Annotated in this window: 18 protein-coding genes; 10 read left to right on the forward strand and 8 right to left on the reverse strand. The window is 65.8% G+C overall.

The window, feature by feature from the left end; genetic code table 11:
- Positions 1–138: 138 nt before the first annotated feature.
- Positions 139–1,767, forward strand: a complete 1,629-nt coding sequence (mdlC, locus tag VRZ08_RS23490; protein ID WP_414534073.1) for a benzoylformate decarboxylase — start codon at positions 139–141, stop codon at positions 1,765–1,767.
- A gap of 10 nt (positions 1,768–1,777) precedes the next feature.
- On the opposite strand, the gene VRZ08_RS23495 is transcribed toward mdlC, so the two are convergent.
- Genes VRZ08_RS23495 through grxD form a run of 3 tightly spaced genes read right to left on the reverse strand, consistent with a single transcriptional unit; the run spans position 1,778 to position 3,983 of the window.
- Positions 1,778–3,058 carry a serine hydrolase domain-containing protein gene (locus tag VRZ08_RS23495; RefSeq protein ID WP_414534074.1) on the reverse strand — a complete coding sequence of 427 codons (1,281 nt, stop codon included), beginning with the start codon at positions 3,056–3,058 and terminating at the stop codon, positions 1,778–1,780.
- 59 nt (positions 3,059–3,117) lie between these two features.
- On the reverse strand, positions 3,118–3,660 hold the full coding sequence (locus tag VRZ08_RS23500) for an O-acetyl-ADP-ribose deacetylase (protein WP_414534095.1): 543 nt from the start codon (positions 3,658–3,660) through the stop codon (positions 3,118–3,120).
- Complete coding sequence (gene grxD, locus VRZ08_RS23505) at positions 3,657–3,983, reverse strand: Grx4 family monothiol glutaredoxin (protein ID WP_107343605.1); 327 nt, start codon at positions 3,981–3,983, stop codon at positions 3,657–3,659. Before grxD ends, VRZ08_RS23500 begins: the two co-directional genes overlap by 4 nt.
- Positions 3,984–4,263: 280 nt before the next feature.
- Here grxD and egtB point away from each other — a divergent pair, with 280 nt between their 5' ends.
- Positions 4,264–5,523: an ergothioneine biosynthesis protein EgtB gene (gene egtB, locus VRZ08_RS23510; protein WP_414534075.1), complete on the forward strand. Its 1,260-nt coding sequence runs from the start codon at positions 4,264–4,266 to the stop codon at positions 5,521–5,523.
- Positions 5,524–5,568: 45 nt separating this feature from the next.
- The gene (gene egtD / locus VRZ08_RS23515) at positions 5,569–6,537 is read left to right on the forward strand and encodes an L-histidine N(alpha)-methyltransferase (RefSeq protein WP_414534076.1); all 969 of its coding nucleotides are present in this window, start codon (positions 5,569–5,571) and stop codon (positions 6,535–6,537) included.
- Positions 6,538–6,562: 25 nt separating this feature from the next.
- Here the strand turns inward: egtD and VRZ08_RS23520 are convergent, their stop codons facing one another.
- Together VRZ08_RS23520 and VRZ08_RS23525 are read right to left on the reverse strand one after the other, a co-directional pair.
- Complete coding sequence (locus VRZ08_RS23520) at positions 6,563–7,291, reverse strand: hypothetical protein (RefSeq protein ID WP_414534077.1); 729 nt, start codon at positions 7,289–7,291, stop codon at positions 6,563–6,565.
- A gap of 236 nt (positions 7,292–7,527) precedes the next feature.
- Positions 7,528–8,022, reverse strand: coding sequence for a hypothetical protein (locus tag VRZ08_RS23525; protein WP_414534078.1), 495 nt, complete (start codon positions 8,020–8,022; stop codon positions 7,528–7,530).
- A 70-nt stretch (positions 8,023–8,092) separates the two neighbouring features.
- On the opposite strand from VRZ08_RS23525, the gene VRZ08_RS23530 reads away from it, so the two are divergent.
- Positions 8,093–8,491 (forward strand): MarR family transcriptional regulator, encoded by a 399-nt coding sequence (locus VRZ08_RS23530; protein WP_414534079.1) that lies wholly within the window; start codon positions 8,093–8,095, stop codon positions 8,489–8,491.
- 82 nt (positions 8,492–8,573) lie between these two features.
- Here VRZ08_RS23530 and VRZ08_RS23535 read toward each other — a convergent pair whose 3' ends face one another.
- Positions 8,574–8,810 carry a BolA family protein gene (locus VRZ08_RS23535; protein ID WP_107346500.1) on the reverse strand — a complete coding sequence of 79 codons (237 nt, stop codon included), beginning with the start codon at positions 8,808–8,810 and terminating at the stop codon, positions 8,574–8,576.
- Between the two features lie 162 nt (positions 8,811–8,972).
- Here VRZ08_RS23535 and VRZ08_RS23540 point away from each other — a divergent pair, with 162 nt between their 5' ends.
- A complete protein-coding gene (locus tag VRZ08_RS23540) occupies positions 8,973–9,335 on the forward strand; it encodes a DUF427 domain-containing protein (RefSeq protein WP_114360656.1) in 363 nt (120 codons plus the stop codon).
- Positions 9,336–9,409: 74 nt separating this feature from the next.
- Positions 9,410–10,591, forward strand: a complete 1,182-nt coding sequence (locus tag VRZ08_RS23545; protein WP_264054815.1) for an acyltransferase family protein — start codon at positions 9,410–9,412, stop codon at positions 10,589–10,591.
- Between the two features lie 180 nt (positions 10,592–10,771).
- Here the strand turns inward: VRZ08_RS23545 and purL are convergent, their stop codons facing one another.
- On the reverse strand, positions 10,772–12,982 hold the full coding sequence (gene purL / locus VRZ08_RS23550; protein WP_414534080.1) for a phosphoribosylformylglycinamidine synthase subunit PurL: 2,211 nt from the start codon (positions 12,980–12,982) through the stop codon (positions 10,772–10,774).
- 287 nt (positions 12,983–13,269) lie between these two features.
- A complete protein-coding gene (locus VRZ08_RS23555) occupies positions 13,270–14,634 on the reverse strand; it encodes a TrpB-like pyridoxal phosphate-dependent enzyme (protein WP_011157153.1) in 1,365 nt (454 codons plus the stop codon).
- A gap of 154 nt (positions 14,635–14,788) precedes the next feature.
- On the opposite strand from VRZ08_RS23555, the gene VRZ08_RS23560 reads away from it, so the two are divergent.
- From VRZ08_RS23560 to VRZ08_RS23575, 4 genes are all read left to right on the forward strand, one after another.
- The gene (locus tag VRZ08_RS23560; protein WP_414534081.1) at positions 14,789–15,277 is read left to right on the forward strand and encodes a PaaI family thioesterase; all 489 of its coding nucleotides are present in this window, start codon (positions 14,789–14,791) and stop codon (positions 15,275–15,277) included.
- 82 nt (positions 15,278–15,359) lie between these two features.
- Positions 15,360–16,154 (forward strand): glutamate racemase, encoded by a 795-nt coding sequence (gene murI, locus VRZ08_RS23565; RefSeq protein WP_047308310.1) that lies wholly within the window; start codon positions 15,360–15,362, stop codon positions 16,152–16,154.
- Between the two features lie 53 nt (positions 16,155–16,207).
- Positions 16,208–16,603 carry a cupin domain-containing protein gene (locus VRZ08_RS23570; RefSeq protein WP_414534082.1) on the forward strand — a complete coding sequence of 132 codons (396 nt, stop codon included), beginning with the start codon at positions 16,208–16,210 and terminating at the stop codon, positions 16,601–16,603.
- Complete coding sequence (locus VRZ08_RS23575; RefSeq protein WP_414534083.1) at positions 16,603–17,379, forward strand: acyltransferase; 777 nt, start codon at positions 16,603–16,605, stop codon at positions 17,377–17,379. The genes VRZ08_RS23570 and VRZ08_RS23575 overlap by 1 nt, the downstream gene beginning before the upstream one ends.
- Positions 17,380–17,463 lie beyond the last annotated feature (84 nt).

Below are 17,463 nucleotides of genomic sequence, written 5' to 3' on the forward strand. Positions count from 1 at the left end.
GCCTTACGGCCGGCCACCCTCCCCGCAAGGGGGAGGGAAATTTGGCATCGCGGCTGATGCTGTTGACTCCCCTCGCCGCCTGCGGATTTGATCGGTGCAAACAACAACACCGGCATCCGCCGCCCGAGGAAATCGCCCTTGCCCGCGAACAAGTCCAAGCAGCCGAGCGCTGCCGTCAGCACCGTCAAATCCGCCACGCTCGACCTGCTCCGCGCCTTCAAGATCGACAAGGTGTTCGGCAATCCCGGCTCGACCGAACTGCCATTCCTCAGCGACTGGCCGGACGACATCGACTACGTGCTGGCGCTGCAGGAAGCCTCGGCGGTGGCGATGGCCGATGGCTATGCACAGGCGACGCGCAACGCCGGCTTCGTCAATCTGCATTCGGCGGCCGGCGTCGGCAACGCGCTCGGCAATATCTACACCGCGTTCAAGAACCAGACGCCGCTGGTGATCACCGCCGGCCAGCAGGCGCGCAGCCTGTTGCCACTGCAGGCCTTCCTCGGCGCCGAACGCGCCTCCGAATTTCCGCGGCCTTATGTGAAGTACAGCGTCGAGCCGGCGCGCGCCGAGGACGTGCCCGCCGCGATCGCCCGTGCCTACTACGTCGCGATGCAGCCGCCGTGCGGGCCGACCTTTGTGTCGGTGCCGATCGACGATTGGGCTCGGCCGGCCGCGCCGGTCCCGCCGCGCGCCATCACGCGCGAACTTGGTCCGGATCGATCAGCGATGCAGGCGCTGGCCGATACGCTCACCAAAGCCAAGAACCCGGCGCTGGTGGTCGGGCCCGCGGTCGATCGCGCCGCTGCAGTCGAACTGATGGTGCAGCTCGCCGAGCGTACCAAGGCGCCGGTGTGGGTGTCGCCGTTCTCGGCGCGCTGCAGTTTCCCCGAGCGGCATCCGCTGTTCGCCGGCTTCCTGCATGCGTCTCCGGGACAACTGTCTGAAGCGCTCGGCGCTTACGACGTCGTCGTGGTGATCGGCGCGCCGGTGTTCACCTTCCATGTCGAAGGCCACGCCGCGATCTTCGAGGGCGGCTCGAAGCTGTTCCAGATCACCGAGGATGCCGAAGCTGCATCGGTGACGCCGCTCGGCATCAGCATCATCGCGACGATGACGCCTGCCCTCACGCTGCTGCTGGAGCTGCTGCCGGAAACCAAGCGGGCCGCACCGCCGGCTCGCGCAGTGCCGCCTATACCTCAGCCGGCCGAGCCGATGCCGGTAGAGTATCTGCTGCACACGCTGCGCGCCGCGATGCCGGAGAACGCGATACTGGTCGAGGAGGCGCCGTCGCATCGTCCGGCGATGCAGAAGTTCATGCCGATGCCGGGCCAGGACAGTTTCGCCACGATGGCGAGCGGCGGCCTGGGCTGGTCGCTGCCGGCCTCGGTCGGCTTCGCGCTGGCGCATCCGAACCGCCGCACCGTCTGCCTGATCGGCGACGGCTCGGCGATGTACTCGATCCAGGCGCTGTGGACGGCGGCGCAGCGCAAGCTGCCGCTGACCGTGGTGGTGCTGAACAACGGCGGCTACGGCGCAATGCGCTCGTTCAGCCAGGTGATGCAGGTGCGGAACGTGCCCGGGCTGGAGCTGCCCGGGATCGACTTCACCGCTCTGGCGCAATCGCTCGGCTGCGATGCAATGCGGGTGACGCGCAGCGAGGAGCTGGCGCCGGCGCTGACGCGCGCCCTTGCATGGGACGGCGTCAGCGTGGTCGAGGCGATGCTCGATACGTCAGTGCCGATGCTCTACGCGCGCAACGGCTGACGTCGCATCATCAGTTGTCCAGCGCCTCATACACCAGCTTCTTCAGCTCGCGCTGGATCGGCTGGCGATGCGACGGGGTCTGCTCCATCAGCACGAAGAACATGTCGAGCTTCGGATCGACCACGAAGTAGCAGCCCGAGGCGCCGTCCCACTTCAATTCGCCGAGCGAACCGGGCGGCGGCGGCTTGGCGTTGCCGGCATCGGTGCGAACACCAAGGCCGTAGCCGTAGCCGAACCCGTCACCCGGGAAATAGAAGTAGTCGCGTTCGACGCCGGAGTTCGGAGCGATGTGATCGGTGGTCATGTCCTTGAACACGGCTTCGCTGAGATAACGCTTGCCGTCGAGCTCGCCCTTGTTGTGCAGCATGCGGACGAAGCGGATCACGTCGGACGGCGTCGAGGTCAGGCCGCCGCCACCGGATTCCCATTTCTTGACGATGTCCGGCCGGCTCGGCCGCCCGACCCGGAAGTCGGCATCGTTCGGCATCGGCTGCGCCATCCGCGCCTTCTGTTCCTCGGTGGTCAGATAATAGCGGGTATCCTTCATCCCGAGCGGATCGAACAGCCGCTCCTTCTGGTACTCATAGAACGACTTGCCGGAGGCGACCTCGATCACCCGGCCGAGCACCTCGTAGGAATTGCCGTAGTCCCACAGCGTGCCGGGCTGCTCCTGCAGCGGCAGCTTGGCGATCCGCTCGGCGAATTCGGCATTGCTCGGATCGCCATCGTAGATTTTGGCCGCCGCGATGGCCTTGCGCACCAGGCTGTCGCCATAGAAGCCGTAGGTGATGCCCGAGGTGTGCAGCAACAGATCGCTGATCAGGATCGGCCGCTTCGGCGCGACGAAATCGAGATACTTCTCGCCATCCTCGCGCTTCTTCTCGACGCCGACTTTGGTGTCGGCGAATGCCGGGATGTATTTCGACACCGGATCGTCGAGCTTAATCTTGCCGTCCTGGACCAGCGTCATCACCGCGAAGGCCGTGAACGGCTTGGTCAGCGACGCCAGCCGGAAGATGGTGTCGTCGGTCATCGGCTCTTTGGTGGCGACGTCGCGAACGCCGAAGTACTTGTGATAGACCGGCTTGCCGTGGCGCTCGATATACACGATCGCGCCGGGAATCTTGCCCTCGGCAATGATCTTGTTGAAGAACTCGTCGATGCGTTCGAGTTTCTTGTCGGAGAACTGCACGCTCGGCGGCAGGTCGAAGGTGGTCTCGGCGATCGCCGGGCTCGCGGCCATTACGGCCAGCGCTCCTGCCATCAACCATCGCGCAGCGCGACGCAGCATTCTCGTATCCTCCTGAGTTCTTTTTCGTAGATGTGATGGTAGCGGCGCTTGGATCGGTTTCAAGGGGCCGCTTCCGCAAGCGCCGCACGGTGCAACTCGGCACTCGCGGGCGAGAAGCAACAGAACACCGCTCGGGTCACTGAAGTGGTGGAGCGCAGCGCATCCAGGGTGGTCTTAACCGCAATCGGCGCAGCGCGCTCGGGCGGGAAACCGTAAACGCCGGTCGAGATCGCAGAGAACGCAATCGAGCTCAGCGCATGCTCGTTCGCGAGCTGCAGGGCGCGGGCGTAACAGGAGGCGAGCGCGGCCTCTTCGCCATGGCCGCCGCCGTGCCAGATCGGGCCAACGGCGTGGATCACATGGCGCGCAGGTAAACGGTAGCCGCGGGTGATCTTGGCATCGCCGGTGGCGCAGCCGCCGAGCGTTTCACATTCGGCGACGAGTTCAGGACCGGCTGCACGATGGATCGCGCCATCGACGCCGCCGCCGCCGAGCAAAGACGAATTGGCGGCGTTGACGATCGCGTCGACGGCGAGCGTGGTGATGTCGGCGACGACGACCTCACAGGTCGCCGTACCGATCTGGCGGACGAAGGGGCTCAGGCGGCGGCCTTGATGCCCTTGTCGGTGAACAGCTTCTGCAGTTCGCCGGCCTGGAACATTTCGCGCACGATGTCGCAGCCGCCGACGAATTCGCCCTTCACGTACAGCTGCGGAATGGTCGGCCAGTTCGAATAGACCTTGATGCCGTCGCGCAGCTCGGCGTTCTCGAGCACGTTGTGGCCCTTATACGGAATGCCGATGTGATCGAGGATCTGCACCACCTGACCGGAGAAGCCACACTGCGGAAACTGCGGCGTGCCCTTCATGAACAGCACCACGTCGTTGGCCTTCACTTCGTTGTCGATGAATTGCTCGATGCTCATGGCGAATCCTTTTGCGGCGCGGCCGGCTGACCACCAGCGGCCGGGTCGAACGGTCATATATGTATCCTGAAACCTCTGGATAGCCCAAGTCAAAACCGATTGAGCCCGGCTGTCGCGTTGACTTCGCTGCCCTTTTTCGGCGGCCCGATGCCGAACCCGAGTGGCCGCCTGACCATCGGAAAAATCTCCGCCGGTACGCCGCCGGCCTTTCATCCGGGTCGCCAGCGCCTATCTGATCTGGAACTCATTCCCAACAGCAGCGTTTTCCACCAAACCGGAGATGCTCGTGACGATTTTGTCCTCCGCCGCAAGCTCTGCAGCCGAATCTTCCACATCGTCCGTCTCCGCCCGCGATCTGGCCGCTCAGCTGGCCCACGCCTATCGTACCGTGCGCGATGAGACCGAGCGCCGCGCGGCGCCGCTGTCGCCGGAAGATCAGGTGGTGCAATCGATGCCGGATGCGAGCCCGGCGAAGTGGCATCGGGCCCACACCACTTGGTTCTTCGAGCAGTTCCTGCTCGGCCCGCATTGTCCGGGCTACCAGGTGTTCCACCCCGACTATGCCTTCCTGTTCAACTCCTATTACGTCTCGGCCGGGCCGCGGCATACCCGCGCGGCGCGCGGCCTTCTCACCCGTCCCGGCGTCGCCGAGGTCGCGGCGTATCGCCGCCACGTCGATGAAGCGATGCTGAACTGGTTCGCGACCGCAGACGCTGCCAAGCTCGAAGAGATCGCTCCGCTGATCGAGGTCGGGCTCAATCACGAGCAGCAGCATCAGGAATTGCTGCTCACCGATATCCTCCATGCTTTCGCGCAGAATCCGATCCCGCCGGCCTATGACCCGGCGTGGCGTCTGCCGACAACGGACCATACTGGCGACGACTGGGTGACGCTGCCGGAAGGTATCCACCCGATCGGCCACACCGGCGACAGCTTCCATTTCGACAACGAAAAACCGGTGCACCGTGCGCTAGTGGGACCGGTGCGGCTAGCGCGGCACCTTGTCAGCAATGCCGAGTGGCTGCGGTTCATGGCCGAGGGCGGCTATCGCACCGCCACGCTGTGGCTGATGGACGGCTTCGCTTGCGCCGAGCGTGAAGGCTGGGAAGCGCCCGGCCACTGGCGACAGGTCGACGGCGAATGGAAGATCATGACGCTCGGCGGCCTGCAGAGCATCGATCCCGCCGCCCCGGTCTGCCACATCAGCTACTACGAGGCCGACGCCTTCGCGCGCTGGGCCGGCAAACACCTGCCGACCGAAATGGAATGGGAAGTCGCGGCACGCGCCGGTCAGCTTCCCGACGCCTTCGGCACCGTCTGGCAATGGACCCGCAGCGCCTACGCGCCTTACCCGGGCTACAAGGCGATCGACGGCGCGCTCGGCGAATACAACGGCAAGTTCATGGTCAATCAGCTTGTGTTGCGCGGCTCGTCCTGCGCGACGCCGGAGGGCCACAGCCGCGTCACCTATCGCAATTTCTTCTATCCGCATCACCGCTGGCAGTTCACCGGCCTGCGGCTCGCCGACTACGGCGCCTGATTTGAAAATCTAAGTGCGCCACGCGCGCAGCCCGGAGGATCGCCTATGAACGTGCACGTCGCTGTGCAGACGCAAGCGCATCGGCTCGATTCCAATACGGCTGCGTTTGCGCGCGACGTACTGGATGGGCTGACGAGACCGCAGAAGGAGCTGTCGCCAAAGTACTTCTACGACGACGCCGGCTCCGAGCTGTTCGTCGAGATCACCCGACTGCCGGAATACTATCCGACCCGCACCGAGCTCGGCATTTTGCGGGACCGCGCCGCCGAAATCGCAGCCTTCATTCAACCTGACGCGGCGATCGTCGAATTCGGCGCCGGGGCCACCACCAAGATCCGCCTGCTGCTCGCCGCCCACCAGGTCGCAGCCTATGTGCCGGTCGATATCTCGGGCGATTTCATCATCACCCAGGCCGAAGCGTTGCAGCGGGACTTCCCGCAGCTTGCGGTGCATCCGCTCGCCGCCGACTTCACCAAGCCGTTCGCGCTGCCGCCTGCAGTCCGCGACCTGCCGAAGGTCGGGTTCTTCCCCGGCTCGACGATCGGCAACTTCGAGCCGCAAGAGGCGCTGCGATTCCTGGAGAGCGCCCGCGACATCCTCGGCCGCGGCGCCCGGATGATTATCGGCGTGGACCTGGAGAAAGACGAGCGCGTCCTGGTGCCGGCCTATGACGATGCCGCCGGCGTCACCGCCAAGTTCAATCTCAACCTGCTGATCCGCATCAACCGCGAACTCGGCGCCGATTTCGATCTGTCCGCCTTCGCGCACCGGGCGATCTACAACCGCGATCAGCACCGCATCGAAATGCACCTGGTCAGCCTGCGCGACCAGACCGTGCATCTGTTTGGCGAACGCATCAGCTTCCGCGACGGCGAGACCATTCACACCGAGAACAGCTACAAATACGGCCTGGAGCGGTTTCGCGAGCTGGCGCAGCAGGCCGGCTGGACTCCGGCGCGGTGCTGGACCGATCCGGACGTGATGTTCTCGGTGCACGCGATCGAAGCGAACTGACAACCGCGTCTCGTCGGTCGCCTGACTAAACCGCAGCGTCCTCTGCGGCGGCGATCCGCGCGGTGCGCCGGCCGCGCGCCTCGGCGGCGCATTTGGCGACGTGGACCTCGCGATTGATCACCTGCAGGTTCGGCAGTCCCCAATAGCCGAGCAGCTCCGGCCATGCGCGATCGCGGTGCTGCCGCCACACCTGAAACAGCGGCACGAGGTGATCGACCTCTGCAGTCCGCCATAGCCGCCGATTGGTCTCGCGGCAGCGGCGGCCCTGCAGGCGCCGCAGCAGCTTGGTCTGGCCACTCGGCGCATTCCAGAACTGCCAGGCCGTAACGCAGGCGCTGTGCCAGGTCGCATTCTTGTTGATGCCGGCACCCCACAGATCGGCGTGCCAGCCGAACCGATACACCGGCTGGCCGCAGACGCAGCAAAAGCCGGGGCCGCGCTGGTGAGCTCTCTCACGATATGGCGCAGGCGGGGTTCGAAACGTCGCCGGCAGTCCGGCCTCGAGATCGCCGACGTGCCACTGCCAGCCGGCGGGGGCGCCGCTGCGCGCCGCGAGCACACGCGCCAGCCGCTCCGCCCGCAGCGGATGCGCCCGCCAATACGAGTCGACGGCGACTCTCAGGGTCGATGGCACATAGGCGCGCGCTTTGGCATGAATCAGCACCGCCTGCGGGAAGACCTCCGGCAAGCGCTTGGTCAGCCGCGCCAGCGCCAGCGCGTTGGCCTTCGCCTTTTCGTCCCGCCAGTTCGACATGTGTCCCACCCGCCGACACGGTGCTACGCGGCTGTAAAGCCTTCGTTAACGTTGGCGCCGCGCCGCGGACCATGGCCGTGCGCTCGCCCCGCCTTTTCGGATTGTGACAGATTTGTTATGCGATCCCGCATGAGAAGCGGATTCATGCGATGGCTTTCGACCGACACGGCACAGCGGCGCCGTCGCCTATCGTTGATCGTGGTGATCTCGCTTTATCTCGTCTCAGGCCTGCTGCATCAGATCGCCTGCCTCCATCCGACAGAGGTGGCCGCGACCGCCGTGCTCAGCACGCATTCTGCCCAGGACAGCACCGACGCCTCGGCCATCTCGGTCTGCGATCGCTGCCCCTCGTGTTCATCTGCCGTCATGCCGGCCTCCTTGGTAGGACGACCATCGCCGGACAGCGCAAAGGCCTGCTTTGCCGGGTCTTCGCTGGCGATCGCGCTGCGGGCAAGTCCCGATACGCCCCCGCCCAAACAGGCCGTCTGACCGACGACGAGTCCGGGCGCCGCGACACCGCTCCACCCGCCAAATGCCGATGAAATTTCGCCACCCGTGCCGGGCGCATCAGCGCTCGCCGGCCTGACTCGAAGCATCCGCTCCGTTTTGTCTGGAGAGGCGATGCTTCGCGCAGGGCACCAAAGGCGTGGCACCTGGTGAAAGGACGACGGGATAATGCCCGAGACGAACAACAAAGCCGCCGACGAAACGATCGGCACCGCCACCGACATCGATCATGCCGATCGTCTGCTACGTCGTCTGGTCTGGGATGTATCTGCCATCGGCTTTTCAATCCTGCGGATGGCCGAACTGCTCGGGCGCCGAGGCGGCCTGACGGGATCGCAATGGCTGGTGATCAAGGCGGTCGACTTTCTGGCCGACCGGGATGGCGTCCCAGTCGGCGAAGTCGCGGCGCTGCTCAATATGAAGGGATCGTTCGTCTCGGCGCAGATCCGGCCACTGGAGCAGCGCGGCCTGCTCATCCGCACTCAATCCGCTGAAGACCGGCGGGTCATTCTGCTGTCGCTGACCGGAAGCGCAAGAAAAACGCTGGCGCGTGTCGAGGACGAGATGTGCAAAATCGAGGAGATCGCCCGCGGCACGCTGGTCGATCAGCATGTCGGAGAACTGTCCGACAGCGTCAACGCAATGCGCCGGCGCATGGATCGCGCAACCGCGCGCGTTGCGCGGCTCGACTAGCAGCAGCTCGATTGGCGATCGTGCGAGACGCAGGGCGGCCTAACGGCGAGGCCGCCCGGCTTCGGACAGGGGTTGCCTGCCGTCAGGCTTCCGGCACGCCGGTCTGCAGCGCGAGCGCGTGCAGCACGCCGCCCATTTGCCCCTGCAGCGACTGATAGACGATCTGGTGCTGCTGGACCCGCGACTTGCCCCGGAACGACTCCGAAATCACGGTCGCGGCGTAATGGTCGCCGTCACCGGCGAGGTCGCGAATCGTCACCTCCGCGTCGGGAATCGCGGCCTTGATCATGGCCTCGATGTCGCGGGCATCCATCGGCATTCGGTCATCCTCCAGATCGTCGCGGCCGCCGGCGCGGGGCGCGCGGTGGCAATCTTGCACCGCCATCCTATATGGCAGTGCGTCCCTTTCAAAGCCACCACGCCGGTACATCGCGGCGAGGTGACTGCGACGCCGGTCCGAAACGCACCCTGAGGTCTGCCCATGAAGCTCCCCGGCCCCGATCATCCGATCACGATCACGGCAAACCCGAACGGCGTCCGGATCAGCGCGGACGGCAAGGTGATCGCCGAGACCCGCCGGGCGCTGACGCTGCAGGAGGCGAGCTATCCGCCGGTGCAGTACATTCCGCGGGAAGACGCTGACATGAGCCTGCTGGAGAAGACCACGCGTGTCACACACTGCCCCTATAAGGGCGATGCCAGCTATTTCAGCATCGTGGCCGGGGGCGAGCCGCAGCCCAACGCGGTGTGGAGCTATGAGGAGCCGTTTCCGGCGATGGCCGAGATCGCCGGCTATCTGGCGTTCTATCCGCAAAAGGTTCAAATCGAAGAATTCAAACCCTAGCAATTCGCCGAAGAGGCGATTCAGCTATTGCGCAGTATCGTAATTCACCGGCGGCATCGCGCGGGGCTCTTGTCGTGACTGTAACCTATCCCACCACCGGCGGCATGACCGCGCACGCAGCTTCGCATGTGCGCGACCTGTCCCTCGACCGGACCCGGACCTTCCTGACCATCCTGGTGCTGATCCACCATTCGGTGATCCCGTACACCTATTTCGGTCACACCGATCCGTCGTCGTTCATCGGCTTCGACTGCATCGTGCTCGCCACCGACAGCTTCTTCATGGCGATGTTCTTCATGCTGTCGGGGCTGTTCTTGTGGCCGAGCCTCGACCACCGGCCGAAATTCGGCTCGCTGGCGCGCGACCGGCTGATCCGGCTCGGCATCCCGTTCGTGATCGCAGCCTTCACGGTGATCCCGATCGCCTACTACGCACTGGCGCTGCGCGCCGACCCGACCGAGACCTTCGCGAAGTTCTACGAGAACATGATCACGGTCGGCCCGTGGCCGAGCGGACCGTTGTGGTTTCTGTGGGTGCTGTTCATCTTCAGCGTGATCGGCGGCGGGCTGTACCGGATTTCGCGGCATTCGCTCGATCCGATCAATCATCTGGCCAAGCTCGGCTATAAGTCGCCGGCGCTGTTCATCGGCGCCGTGTTCGTCGTCACCGCGATCCTCTACGTGCCGTCACGGCTGTACTACACCTCGACCTATTGGTTCGAATGGGGACCGTTCGCGGTGCAGGCCAGCCGCGTGCTGCTGTACACCGCGTACTTTTTCATCGGCGCCGGCATCGGCGCCTGCCATCCGGAGCAGAGCGTGCTCGGTGCCGGCGGCAAGCTGGCGCAGCAATGGTGGATCTGGCTGCTGGTCGCGCTGGTACCGTATCTCGGGATGTGGGGCCTGATCGGCATCAAGCGCGGTATCCTCGACAACCCGGACGACCTGCCGATGTGGTACGAGGCGAGCTACAGCGTCGCCCTCACCGCCTTCAGCGCCGCGATCATCTTTGCGATCCTGGCCGTATTTTTGCGCTTCCGCCGCGGCGGCTGGAGCCTGCTCGATCCGCTGCAGCACGACGCCTACGGCATCTTCCTGGTGCACTACGCCTACATGCTGTGGCTGCAGTACTGGCTGTACGACTACGACCTGCCGGCGATCGTCAAAGCCGCCATCGTGTTCACCCTCGGCCTGCTGCTGAGCTGGGCCACGACCTATCTCTTGCGGAAGATTCCGGGCGCGTATCGGGTGCTGTGAGGCCCCTCTTCCGTCATTCCGGGGCGCGCGCAGCGCGAGCCCGGAATCCATAACCACCGAATCTGTTGCTCGCGCACGGCGTCATCCGCCGTGCTCATCCGCGAGTCCAGGGACTATGGATTCCGGGCCTGCGCTGCTACGCAGCGCATCCCGGAATGACGCTGGAGAGGCCGAAGGCGACTACGCCTTCCCGCCCATGTAGTCCGGCAGCCAGTGCTCGTGGGCGTGACGCAGCGCCTTGATGTCGACGCTGCGTTCGCCTTCGATCTTCAGCGCGTGGCCGCCGGTGACGCCGATCTGGACGCAGGGCACGCCGATCGTCTTCAGCTTGGTCTTCACCGCGAGCAGATCGGCTTCCTTCACGGTGACGACGTAACGGGCCTGATCCTCACCGAACCACCAGGCGTGCGACACGATCTCGGCCGGCGGCGCGTCGAGCGCGGCGCCGATGTTGCCGGCGATCGCCATCTCGGCCAGCGCGACCAGCAGGCCGCCGTCGGACAGGTCGTGCACGGCGGTCGCGGTGCCGGCGTGGATCATGCCGCGCACAACGTCACCATGGCGCTTTTCGCAGGTGAGATCGACCGGCGGCGGCGCGCCTTCTTCGCGGCCGCAGATCTCGCGCAAGTACACCGACTGGCCGAGCCAGCCTTTGGTGTCGCCGATCAGCAGGATCGCCTCGCCTTCAGCCTTGAACGCCAGCGTCGCCGATTTGGTGAAGTCGTCGAGCACGCCGACGCCGCCGATCGACGGGGTCGGCAGGATGCCGCGGCCCGAGGTCTCGTTGTAGAGCGAGACGTTGCCGGAGACGATCGGCGAATCGAGCGCGATGCAGGCTTCCGAAATGCCCTTCAAGCAGCCGACCAGCTGGCCCATGATCTCGGGCCGCTCCGGATTACCGAAGTTCAGGTTGTCGGTGATCGCCAGCGGCTTGCCGCCAACCGCCGTGATGTTGCGATAGGCTTCGGCCACCGCCTGCTTGCCGCCCTCGAACGGATCGGCCTCGCAGTAACGCGGCGTGACGTCGACGGTGAGCGCGAGGCCCTTCGGGCCGTCCTCGATGCGCACCACCGCGGCATCGCCACCGGGGCGTTGCACGGTGTTGCCGCCGATGACGTGGTCGTACTGCTCCCACACCCAGCGCTTGCTGCACAGATCCGGCGTCGCCAGCAGCTTCTCCAGCGCCTCGGCCGCGCCCATCGGCGCGTTGATATCGCGGGCGTGGATCACCGGCAGCTTCGGCGACTCCACCCACGGACGATCGTAGAGCGGCGCCTCGTCGCCCAGCTCCTTGATCGGCAGATCGGCCTTCACCTGCCCGCCGTGCTTGACTACGAACCGCTTGGTCGGCGTGGTGTAGCCGACGATCGCGAAGTCGAGGCCCCACTTCTTGAAGATCTCTTCGGCTTCCTTTTCCTTCTCCGGCTTCAGCACCATGAGCATGCGCTCCTGGCTTTCGGAGAGCATCATCTCGTAGGCGGTCATGCCGGTCTCGCGGGTCGGCACCGCGTCGAGATCGAGCTCGACGCCGAGGTCGCCCTTGGCGCCCATCTCGACCGCCGAACAGGTCAGGCCGGCCGCGCCCATGTCCTGGATCGCGATGACGCAGTCCTTGGCCATGATCTCGAGGCAGGCCTCGAGCAGCAGTTTCTCGGCGAAGGGATCGCCAACCTGCACGGTCGGCCGCTTCTCCTCCGAGCCCTCGTCGAACTCGGCCGACGCCATGGTGGCGCCGCCCATGCCGTCGCGGCCGGTCTTGGAGCCGAGATAGACGATCGGCATCCCGACGCCGCTCGCCGCGGCGAGGAAGATCTTGTCGGCATCGGCCAGGCCGACCGCCATCGCGTTGACCAGGATGTTGCCGTCGTAGCGGGTGTGGAACCGGGTCTGGCCGCCGACGGTCGGCACGCCGAACGAATTGCCATAGCCGCCGACACCGGCAACCACGCCGGACACCAGGTGCCGGGTCTTGGGATGGCTCGGATCGCCGAAGCTCAACGCATTGAGGCAGGCGATCGGCCGCGCGCCCATGGTGAAGACGTCGCGCAGGATGCCGCCGACACCAGTGGTCGCGCCCTGATACGGCTCGATGTAGCTCGGATGGTTGTGGCTCTCCATTTTGAAGACCACCGCCTGATTGTCGCCGATGTCGATCACGCCGGCGTTTTCACCCGGGCCCTGCAGCACCCACGGCGCCTTAGTAGGCAGCCCGCGCAAATGGATGCGCGACGACTTGTACGAGCAGTGCTCGTTCCACATCGCCGAGAAGATGCCGAGCTCGGTGAAGGTCGGCTCGCGCCCGATCAGGTCGAGAATGCGCTGATATTCATCGGGCTTGAGGCCATGGCTGGCGATCAATTCCGGGGTGATCTTCGGCTCGGGAGCGGACATAGGGCAGCATTCCTCGGCACGCCGGAGGGGCCGGCGCGGACCGCTGTTATGTAGAAAGAACGGCCCAAAGGGGAAAGGCTTTTCTGCGCGCCTGGGGATGGCGCTCGGGGCCGGCGATCGCTGCGAACCCGTTGATCTGGCAAAGGATCTTGCCCGATCCGTCATGGCCGGGCTCGTCCCGGCCATCCACGGCCGCGGGCACCGTGCCCGAAAACGTGGATGCCCGGGTCAAGCCCGGGCATGACGTCGTTCTTGGATGGGGTGTCCGAGGAGGACGCCCGTGCTGCTCAGGCGGCGACCGCAGGAAGGCCGGCCAGCGCGGTGGCGAGGTCGGCTTCGTCGTAATCCTGATCGACCAGCTTGCCTTCGAAGTAGTTGATGTAGGCCTGCATGTCGAAATGGCCGTGGCCGGAGAGGTTGAACAGGATCGTTTCCGACTTGCCCTCCTCCTTGCAGCGCAGCGCCTCGTCGATCGCGCAGCGGACCGCGTGCGTGGACTCCGGCGCGGGCACGATGCCTTCGGTGCGAGCGAACTGCACGCCGGCTTCGAAGCAGCCGACCTGCTTGTAGGCGCGCGCCTCGATCAGGCCGAGTTCGTAGGCGTGCGACACCATCCCGCTCATGCCGTGATAGCGCAGGCCGCCGGCGTGGAAGCCCGGCGGCATGAAGGTAGAGCCGAGCGTGTGCATCTTCACCAGCGGGGTGAGATGCGCGGTGTCGCCGAAGTCGTAAGCGTAAGTGCCGCGGGTCAGGGTCGGGCACGCCGCCGGTTCGACCGCGATGATGCGCCGCTTGCGGCCGCCGCGCAGCTGCAGGCCGAGGAACGGGAATGCGAGGCCGGCGAAGTTCGATCCGCCGCCGGCGCAGCCGATCACCACGTCCGGATCGTCGCCCGCCATTTCGAACTGCTTGATCGCTTCTTCGCCGATGATGGTCTGGTGCAGCATCACGTGATTGAGCACAGAACCCAGCGCGTACTTGATGTCCGGGTTCTTGGCGGCGACTTCCACCGCTTCGGAGATCGCGATGCCGAGCGAACCTGGGCTGTTCGGATTTTTCTCCAGAATGGCGCGGCCGGAGTCGGTCTCGTTGGACGGCGACGCGATGCAGCGGGCGCCGTAGGTCTCCATCAGCGCGCGGCGATACGGCTTCTGGTCGTACGACACGCGGACCTGGAAGACGAGCACGTCGAGCCCGAACAGCGAGCCGGCGAACGCCAGCGACGAGCCCCACTGCCCGGCGCCGGTCTCGGTCGACAGCTTCTTGATGCCGGCCTGCTTGTTGTACCACGCCTGCGGCACCGCGGTGTTCGGCTTGTGCGAGCCGGCCGGCGAAACGCCTTCGTACTTGAAGTAGATCTTGGCCGGAGTGCCGAGCGCCTGCTCGAGGCGGCGCGCACGGATCAGCGGCGCCGGGCGCCACATCCGGAATACGTCACGGACCGGCTCGGGGATCTCGATGTAGCGCTCGGTCGCGACCTCCTGGAGGATCAGCTCCATCGGAAACAGCGGCTCCAGATCGCTCGGGCCGACCGGCTGATGCGTGCCCGGATGCAGGACCGGCGGCATCGGCGTCGGGAAGTCGGCGTTGAGATTGTACCAGGACTTCGGGATGTTCTCCTCGTCCAGCACATACTTGATCTGGTCGCTCATTCTATTCTCCCTTACGCGGCCGGTTTTGCGGCCCGGGAGGGTATACAGCGGCGACCTGCCTGCCAATTGCGCAGTGTCAATTAGATTTGTGGATTTGCATTGCAGCGCGGCATCAGTTTTATGGACCAAACGATAGACCAAAGGATAACGCCCCTTGACCACCACCGTCGAACCGACACGTCCCAGTCGCCCGGACCTTTTCACCGCAACCGAAGGTGAGTTCGCCGGCTGGCGGACGTGGACGCGTGACACTTTCGAATCGCACAACGGGCCGTTCTGGCACCGGATCGATGACGACGGCCGCGTCCGCTGCGCCTTCCGGGTCGAGAAGAAGCACCTCAACGGCATGAAGGCGGTGCACGGCGGCTGCTTCATGACCTTCGCCGACTACTGCCTGTTCGCGATCGCCGTCCGCGAATTGCAGGGACCGGGCGTGACGGTGGCATTCGGCGCCGAATTTCTCGATGCGGCATTCGAGGGCGAGCTGATCGAAGCGACCGGCGAAGTCACCCGGGCCGGCAAATCGCTGATCTTCGTGCGCGGCATCCTCAAGTGCGGCGAGCGGCCGCTGTTCACGTTCTCGGGCACCATCAAGCGGGTCAAGCGCAAGGTGCCGCCGACCGAGGTCGCCGACAGCCACTGACCCGGTGGCTTTGCCGTCTCCGCAGGGCTGCATCGCGCGATCGACAACCGAAAGCTAACCAAGATCGGGTAAGGTCGCCGCCGTGACCTCGCTCCCCACAATCCTGGTGTTCGATTCGGGCCTCGGCGGCCTGACGGTGCTGCGCGAAGTGGTGCGCGCCCGCCCCGACGCGCACTACGTCTATGTCGGCGACGACGCGTTCTTCCCCTATGGGCAGCGCAGCGAAGAGGCGGTGATCGGCCGCGTCGTGCCGCTGATGGGCGAACTGATCGCGGCGCATGCGCCGGACCTGGTCGTGATCGCCTGCAACACCGCCTCGACCATGACGCTGGCGCCGCTGCGGGCCCGCTACCGGGTGCCGTTCGTCGGCACCGTGCCGGCGATCAAGCCGGCCTGCGCAGGCTCCCGCACCAAGCGTGTCTCGGTGCTCGGCACCTCAGCGACGGTGCGGCTCGAATACACCCGCGCGCTGATCCGCGATTTCGCCCAAGGCTGCGAGGTGTCGCTGGTCGGATCGATCCGGCTCGCCACCCTGGCCGAAACCGCGCTCGGCGGCGGCGAAGTGACCGACGCGGCGATCCGCGCCGAGATCGCGCCATGTTTCGTCGAAGCCGACGCCAAACGCGGCCGCACCGATGCGGTGGTGCTGGCCTGCACACATTATCCCTTGCTGCTCGACCGGCTGGTCCGGCTGGCGCCCTGGCCAGTCGATTGGATCGATCCGGCCCCGGCAATCGCCCGCCGCGTCGTCACCCTGCTCGGCCCGGCCACCGGCCACGCGCCCACGCCGGGCGCCGAGATGATCTTCACCTCGGGCCGGCATCCGCGGGCGAGCGCGGCGCTGGCGCCGTATTTCGGCGGCCGCATTCCGGCCTGAGCGCTTTTCCGCCTGCCGGGACGCTGCTAGCTTTGCGCCCCGGAGGAGCCCCAATGACAATCAAAACCTTGCGTCACATCCTGGTCGCATGCGCCGTGGTAGCTGCTGCGGGCGCTGCCGTCGCGCAGCAGAGCGGCATCAAGCGCACGCCGCTGCAGAAGATCGAATTCCCCGACGGCTATGTCACCGTCAGCGGCCTCGCCGAGCTGCCGCCGGGCGGCAATATCGGCCGCCACACCCATCCCGGCATCGAGACCGGTTATCTGCTCGAGGGCGAAGCAGTGATGAGCATCGACGGCGAACCCGACAAGCACCTCAAGGCCGGCGACTCCTACGTGATCCCGGCCGGCGTGGTGCACGATGCCAAGGTGCACGGCGACAAGGGCGCCAAGGTGATGGCGGTGTGGGTGGTCGACAAGACCAAGCCGCTCGCAACACCCGTCAAGTAATGCGGGGCAAAACACGTCGGATCTCGGCGCCGCGCAGGTTGATTGCTGATCTGATGCACGCCTCGCAGGGCGTGCCGCTGATCAGCTACCGGCGCACGTTGCATCTTGGCCCGCTGGCGCGGGCCCGGGCTGCGGCGGCATCGCCCCCAGGCTTCGCCGCGATCTTCGCCAAGGCATTCAGCCTGGTGGCCCGCGACGAGCCGGTGCTGCGGACGCTGTATATCGACTTCCCGTGGCCGCACTTCTTCGAGGTGCCGAAGAGCGTCGGCATGATCGCGGTCGCCCGTCGCATCGACGGCGAAGACTGCGTGCTGATGCAGAAGGTGACTGCAGCCGACACGCTACCGCTGCCCGAGGTCGATGCGATCATCCGCAGCGCCAGCACCGCGCCGATCGAGAGCGTGCCGATGTTCCGCAAGCTGCTGCGGATCAGCCGGATGCCGTGGCCGCTGCGGCGGATCGCCTGGTGGGCCGGGATGTCGCTGGACCGGCCGCGGGCGAACTTCTTCGGCAGCTTTGGGCTGTCCTCGGTGTCGGCCTTCGGTCCCGGCGACCTCTACCCGGTCAGCCCCGGTCCCTACATCCTGAGCTACGGCCGACTCGCCGACGACGGCCGCCTGGAGGTGATCGTCCGGTTCGACCACCGGGTGATCGACGCCGCCCCGATCGCGAGGATCACGACCTCCCTCGAGCAGGTGCTGAACACCACGATCGCGGCCGAGATCGAACGGTTGGAACGCCCGCCCCGGCCGCTGCGGGCCGCAGCCGGACCTTGAAGCGGCCCGAATTGACATCCCAGGGCTTTGCCCCTAGAAAGCCCCCGCTCGCGGGCCGGTTTCGGCCCGCGTTGCGTTTCGCGA

The organism is Rhodopseudomonas sp. G2_2311, assembly GCF_047501505.1.
GTDB lineage: Bacteria > Pseudomonadota > Alphaproteobacteria > Rhizobiales > Xanthobacteraceae > Rhodopseudomonas > Rhodopseudomonas palustris_H.

What these genes read in the sequence shown, in the direction of transcription:
- grxD (WP_107343605.1), bottom strand. Translation starts at nt 3,983, where the DNA reads ATGAGCATCGAGCAATTCATCGACAACGAAGTGAAGGCCAACGACGTG.
- VRZ08_RS23495 (WP_414534074.1), bottom strand. Translation starts at nt 3,058, where the DNA reads ATGCTGCGTCGCGCTGCGCGATGGTTGATGGCAGGAGCGCTGGCCGTA.
- egtD (WP_414534076.1), top strand. Translation starts at nt 5,569, where the DNA reads ATGAACGTGCACGTCGCTGTGCAGACGCAAGCGCATCGGCTCGATTCC.
- VRZ08_RS23575 (WP_414534083.1), top strand. Translation starts at nt 16,603, where the DNA reads ATGCGGGGCAAAACACGTCGGATCTCGGCGCCGCGCAGGTTGATTGCT.
- purL (WP_414534080.1), bottom strand. Translation starts at nt 12,982, where the DNA reads ATGTCCGCTCCCGAGCCGAAGATCACCCCGGAATTGATCGCCAGCCAT.
- VRZ08_RS23570 (WP_414534082.1), top strand. Translation starts at nt 16,208, where the DNA reads ATGACAATCAAAACCTTGCGTCACATCCTGGTCGCATGCGCCGTGGTA.
- VRZ08_RS23540 (WP_114360656.1), top strand. Translation starts at nt 8,973, where the DNA reads ATGAAGCTCCCCGGCCCCGATCATCCGATCACGATCACGGCAAACCCG.
- VRZ08_RS23525 (WP_414534078.1), bottom strand. Translation starts at nt 8,022, where the DNA reads ATGTCGGTGGCGGTGCCGATCGTTTCGTCGGCGGCTTTGTTGTTCGTC.
- VRZ08_RS23535 (WP_107346500.1), bottom strand. Translation starts at nt 8,810, where the DNA reads ATGCCGATGGATGCCCGCGACATCGAGGCCATGATCAAGGCCGCGATT.
- egtB (WP_414534075.1), top strand. Translation starts at nt 4,264, where the DNA reads ATGCTCGTGACGATTTTGTCCTCCGCCGCAAGCTCTGCAGCCGAATCT.
- VRZ08_RS23530 (WP_414534079.1), top strand. Translation starts at nt 8,093, where the DNA reads ATGGCCGAACTGCTCGGGCGCCGAGGCGGCCTGACGGGATCGCAATGG.
- VRZ08_RS23520 (WP_414534077.1), bottom strand. Translation starts at nt 7,291, where the DNA reads ATGTCGAACTGGCGGGACGAAAAGGCGAAGGCCAACGCGCTGGCGCTG.
- VRZ08_RS23555 (WP_011157153.1), bottom strand. Translation starts at nt 14,634, where the DNA reads ATGAGCGACCAGATCAAGTATGTGCTGGACGAGGAGAACATCCCGAAG.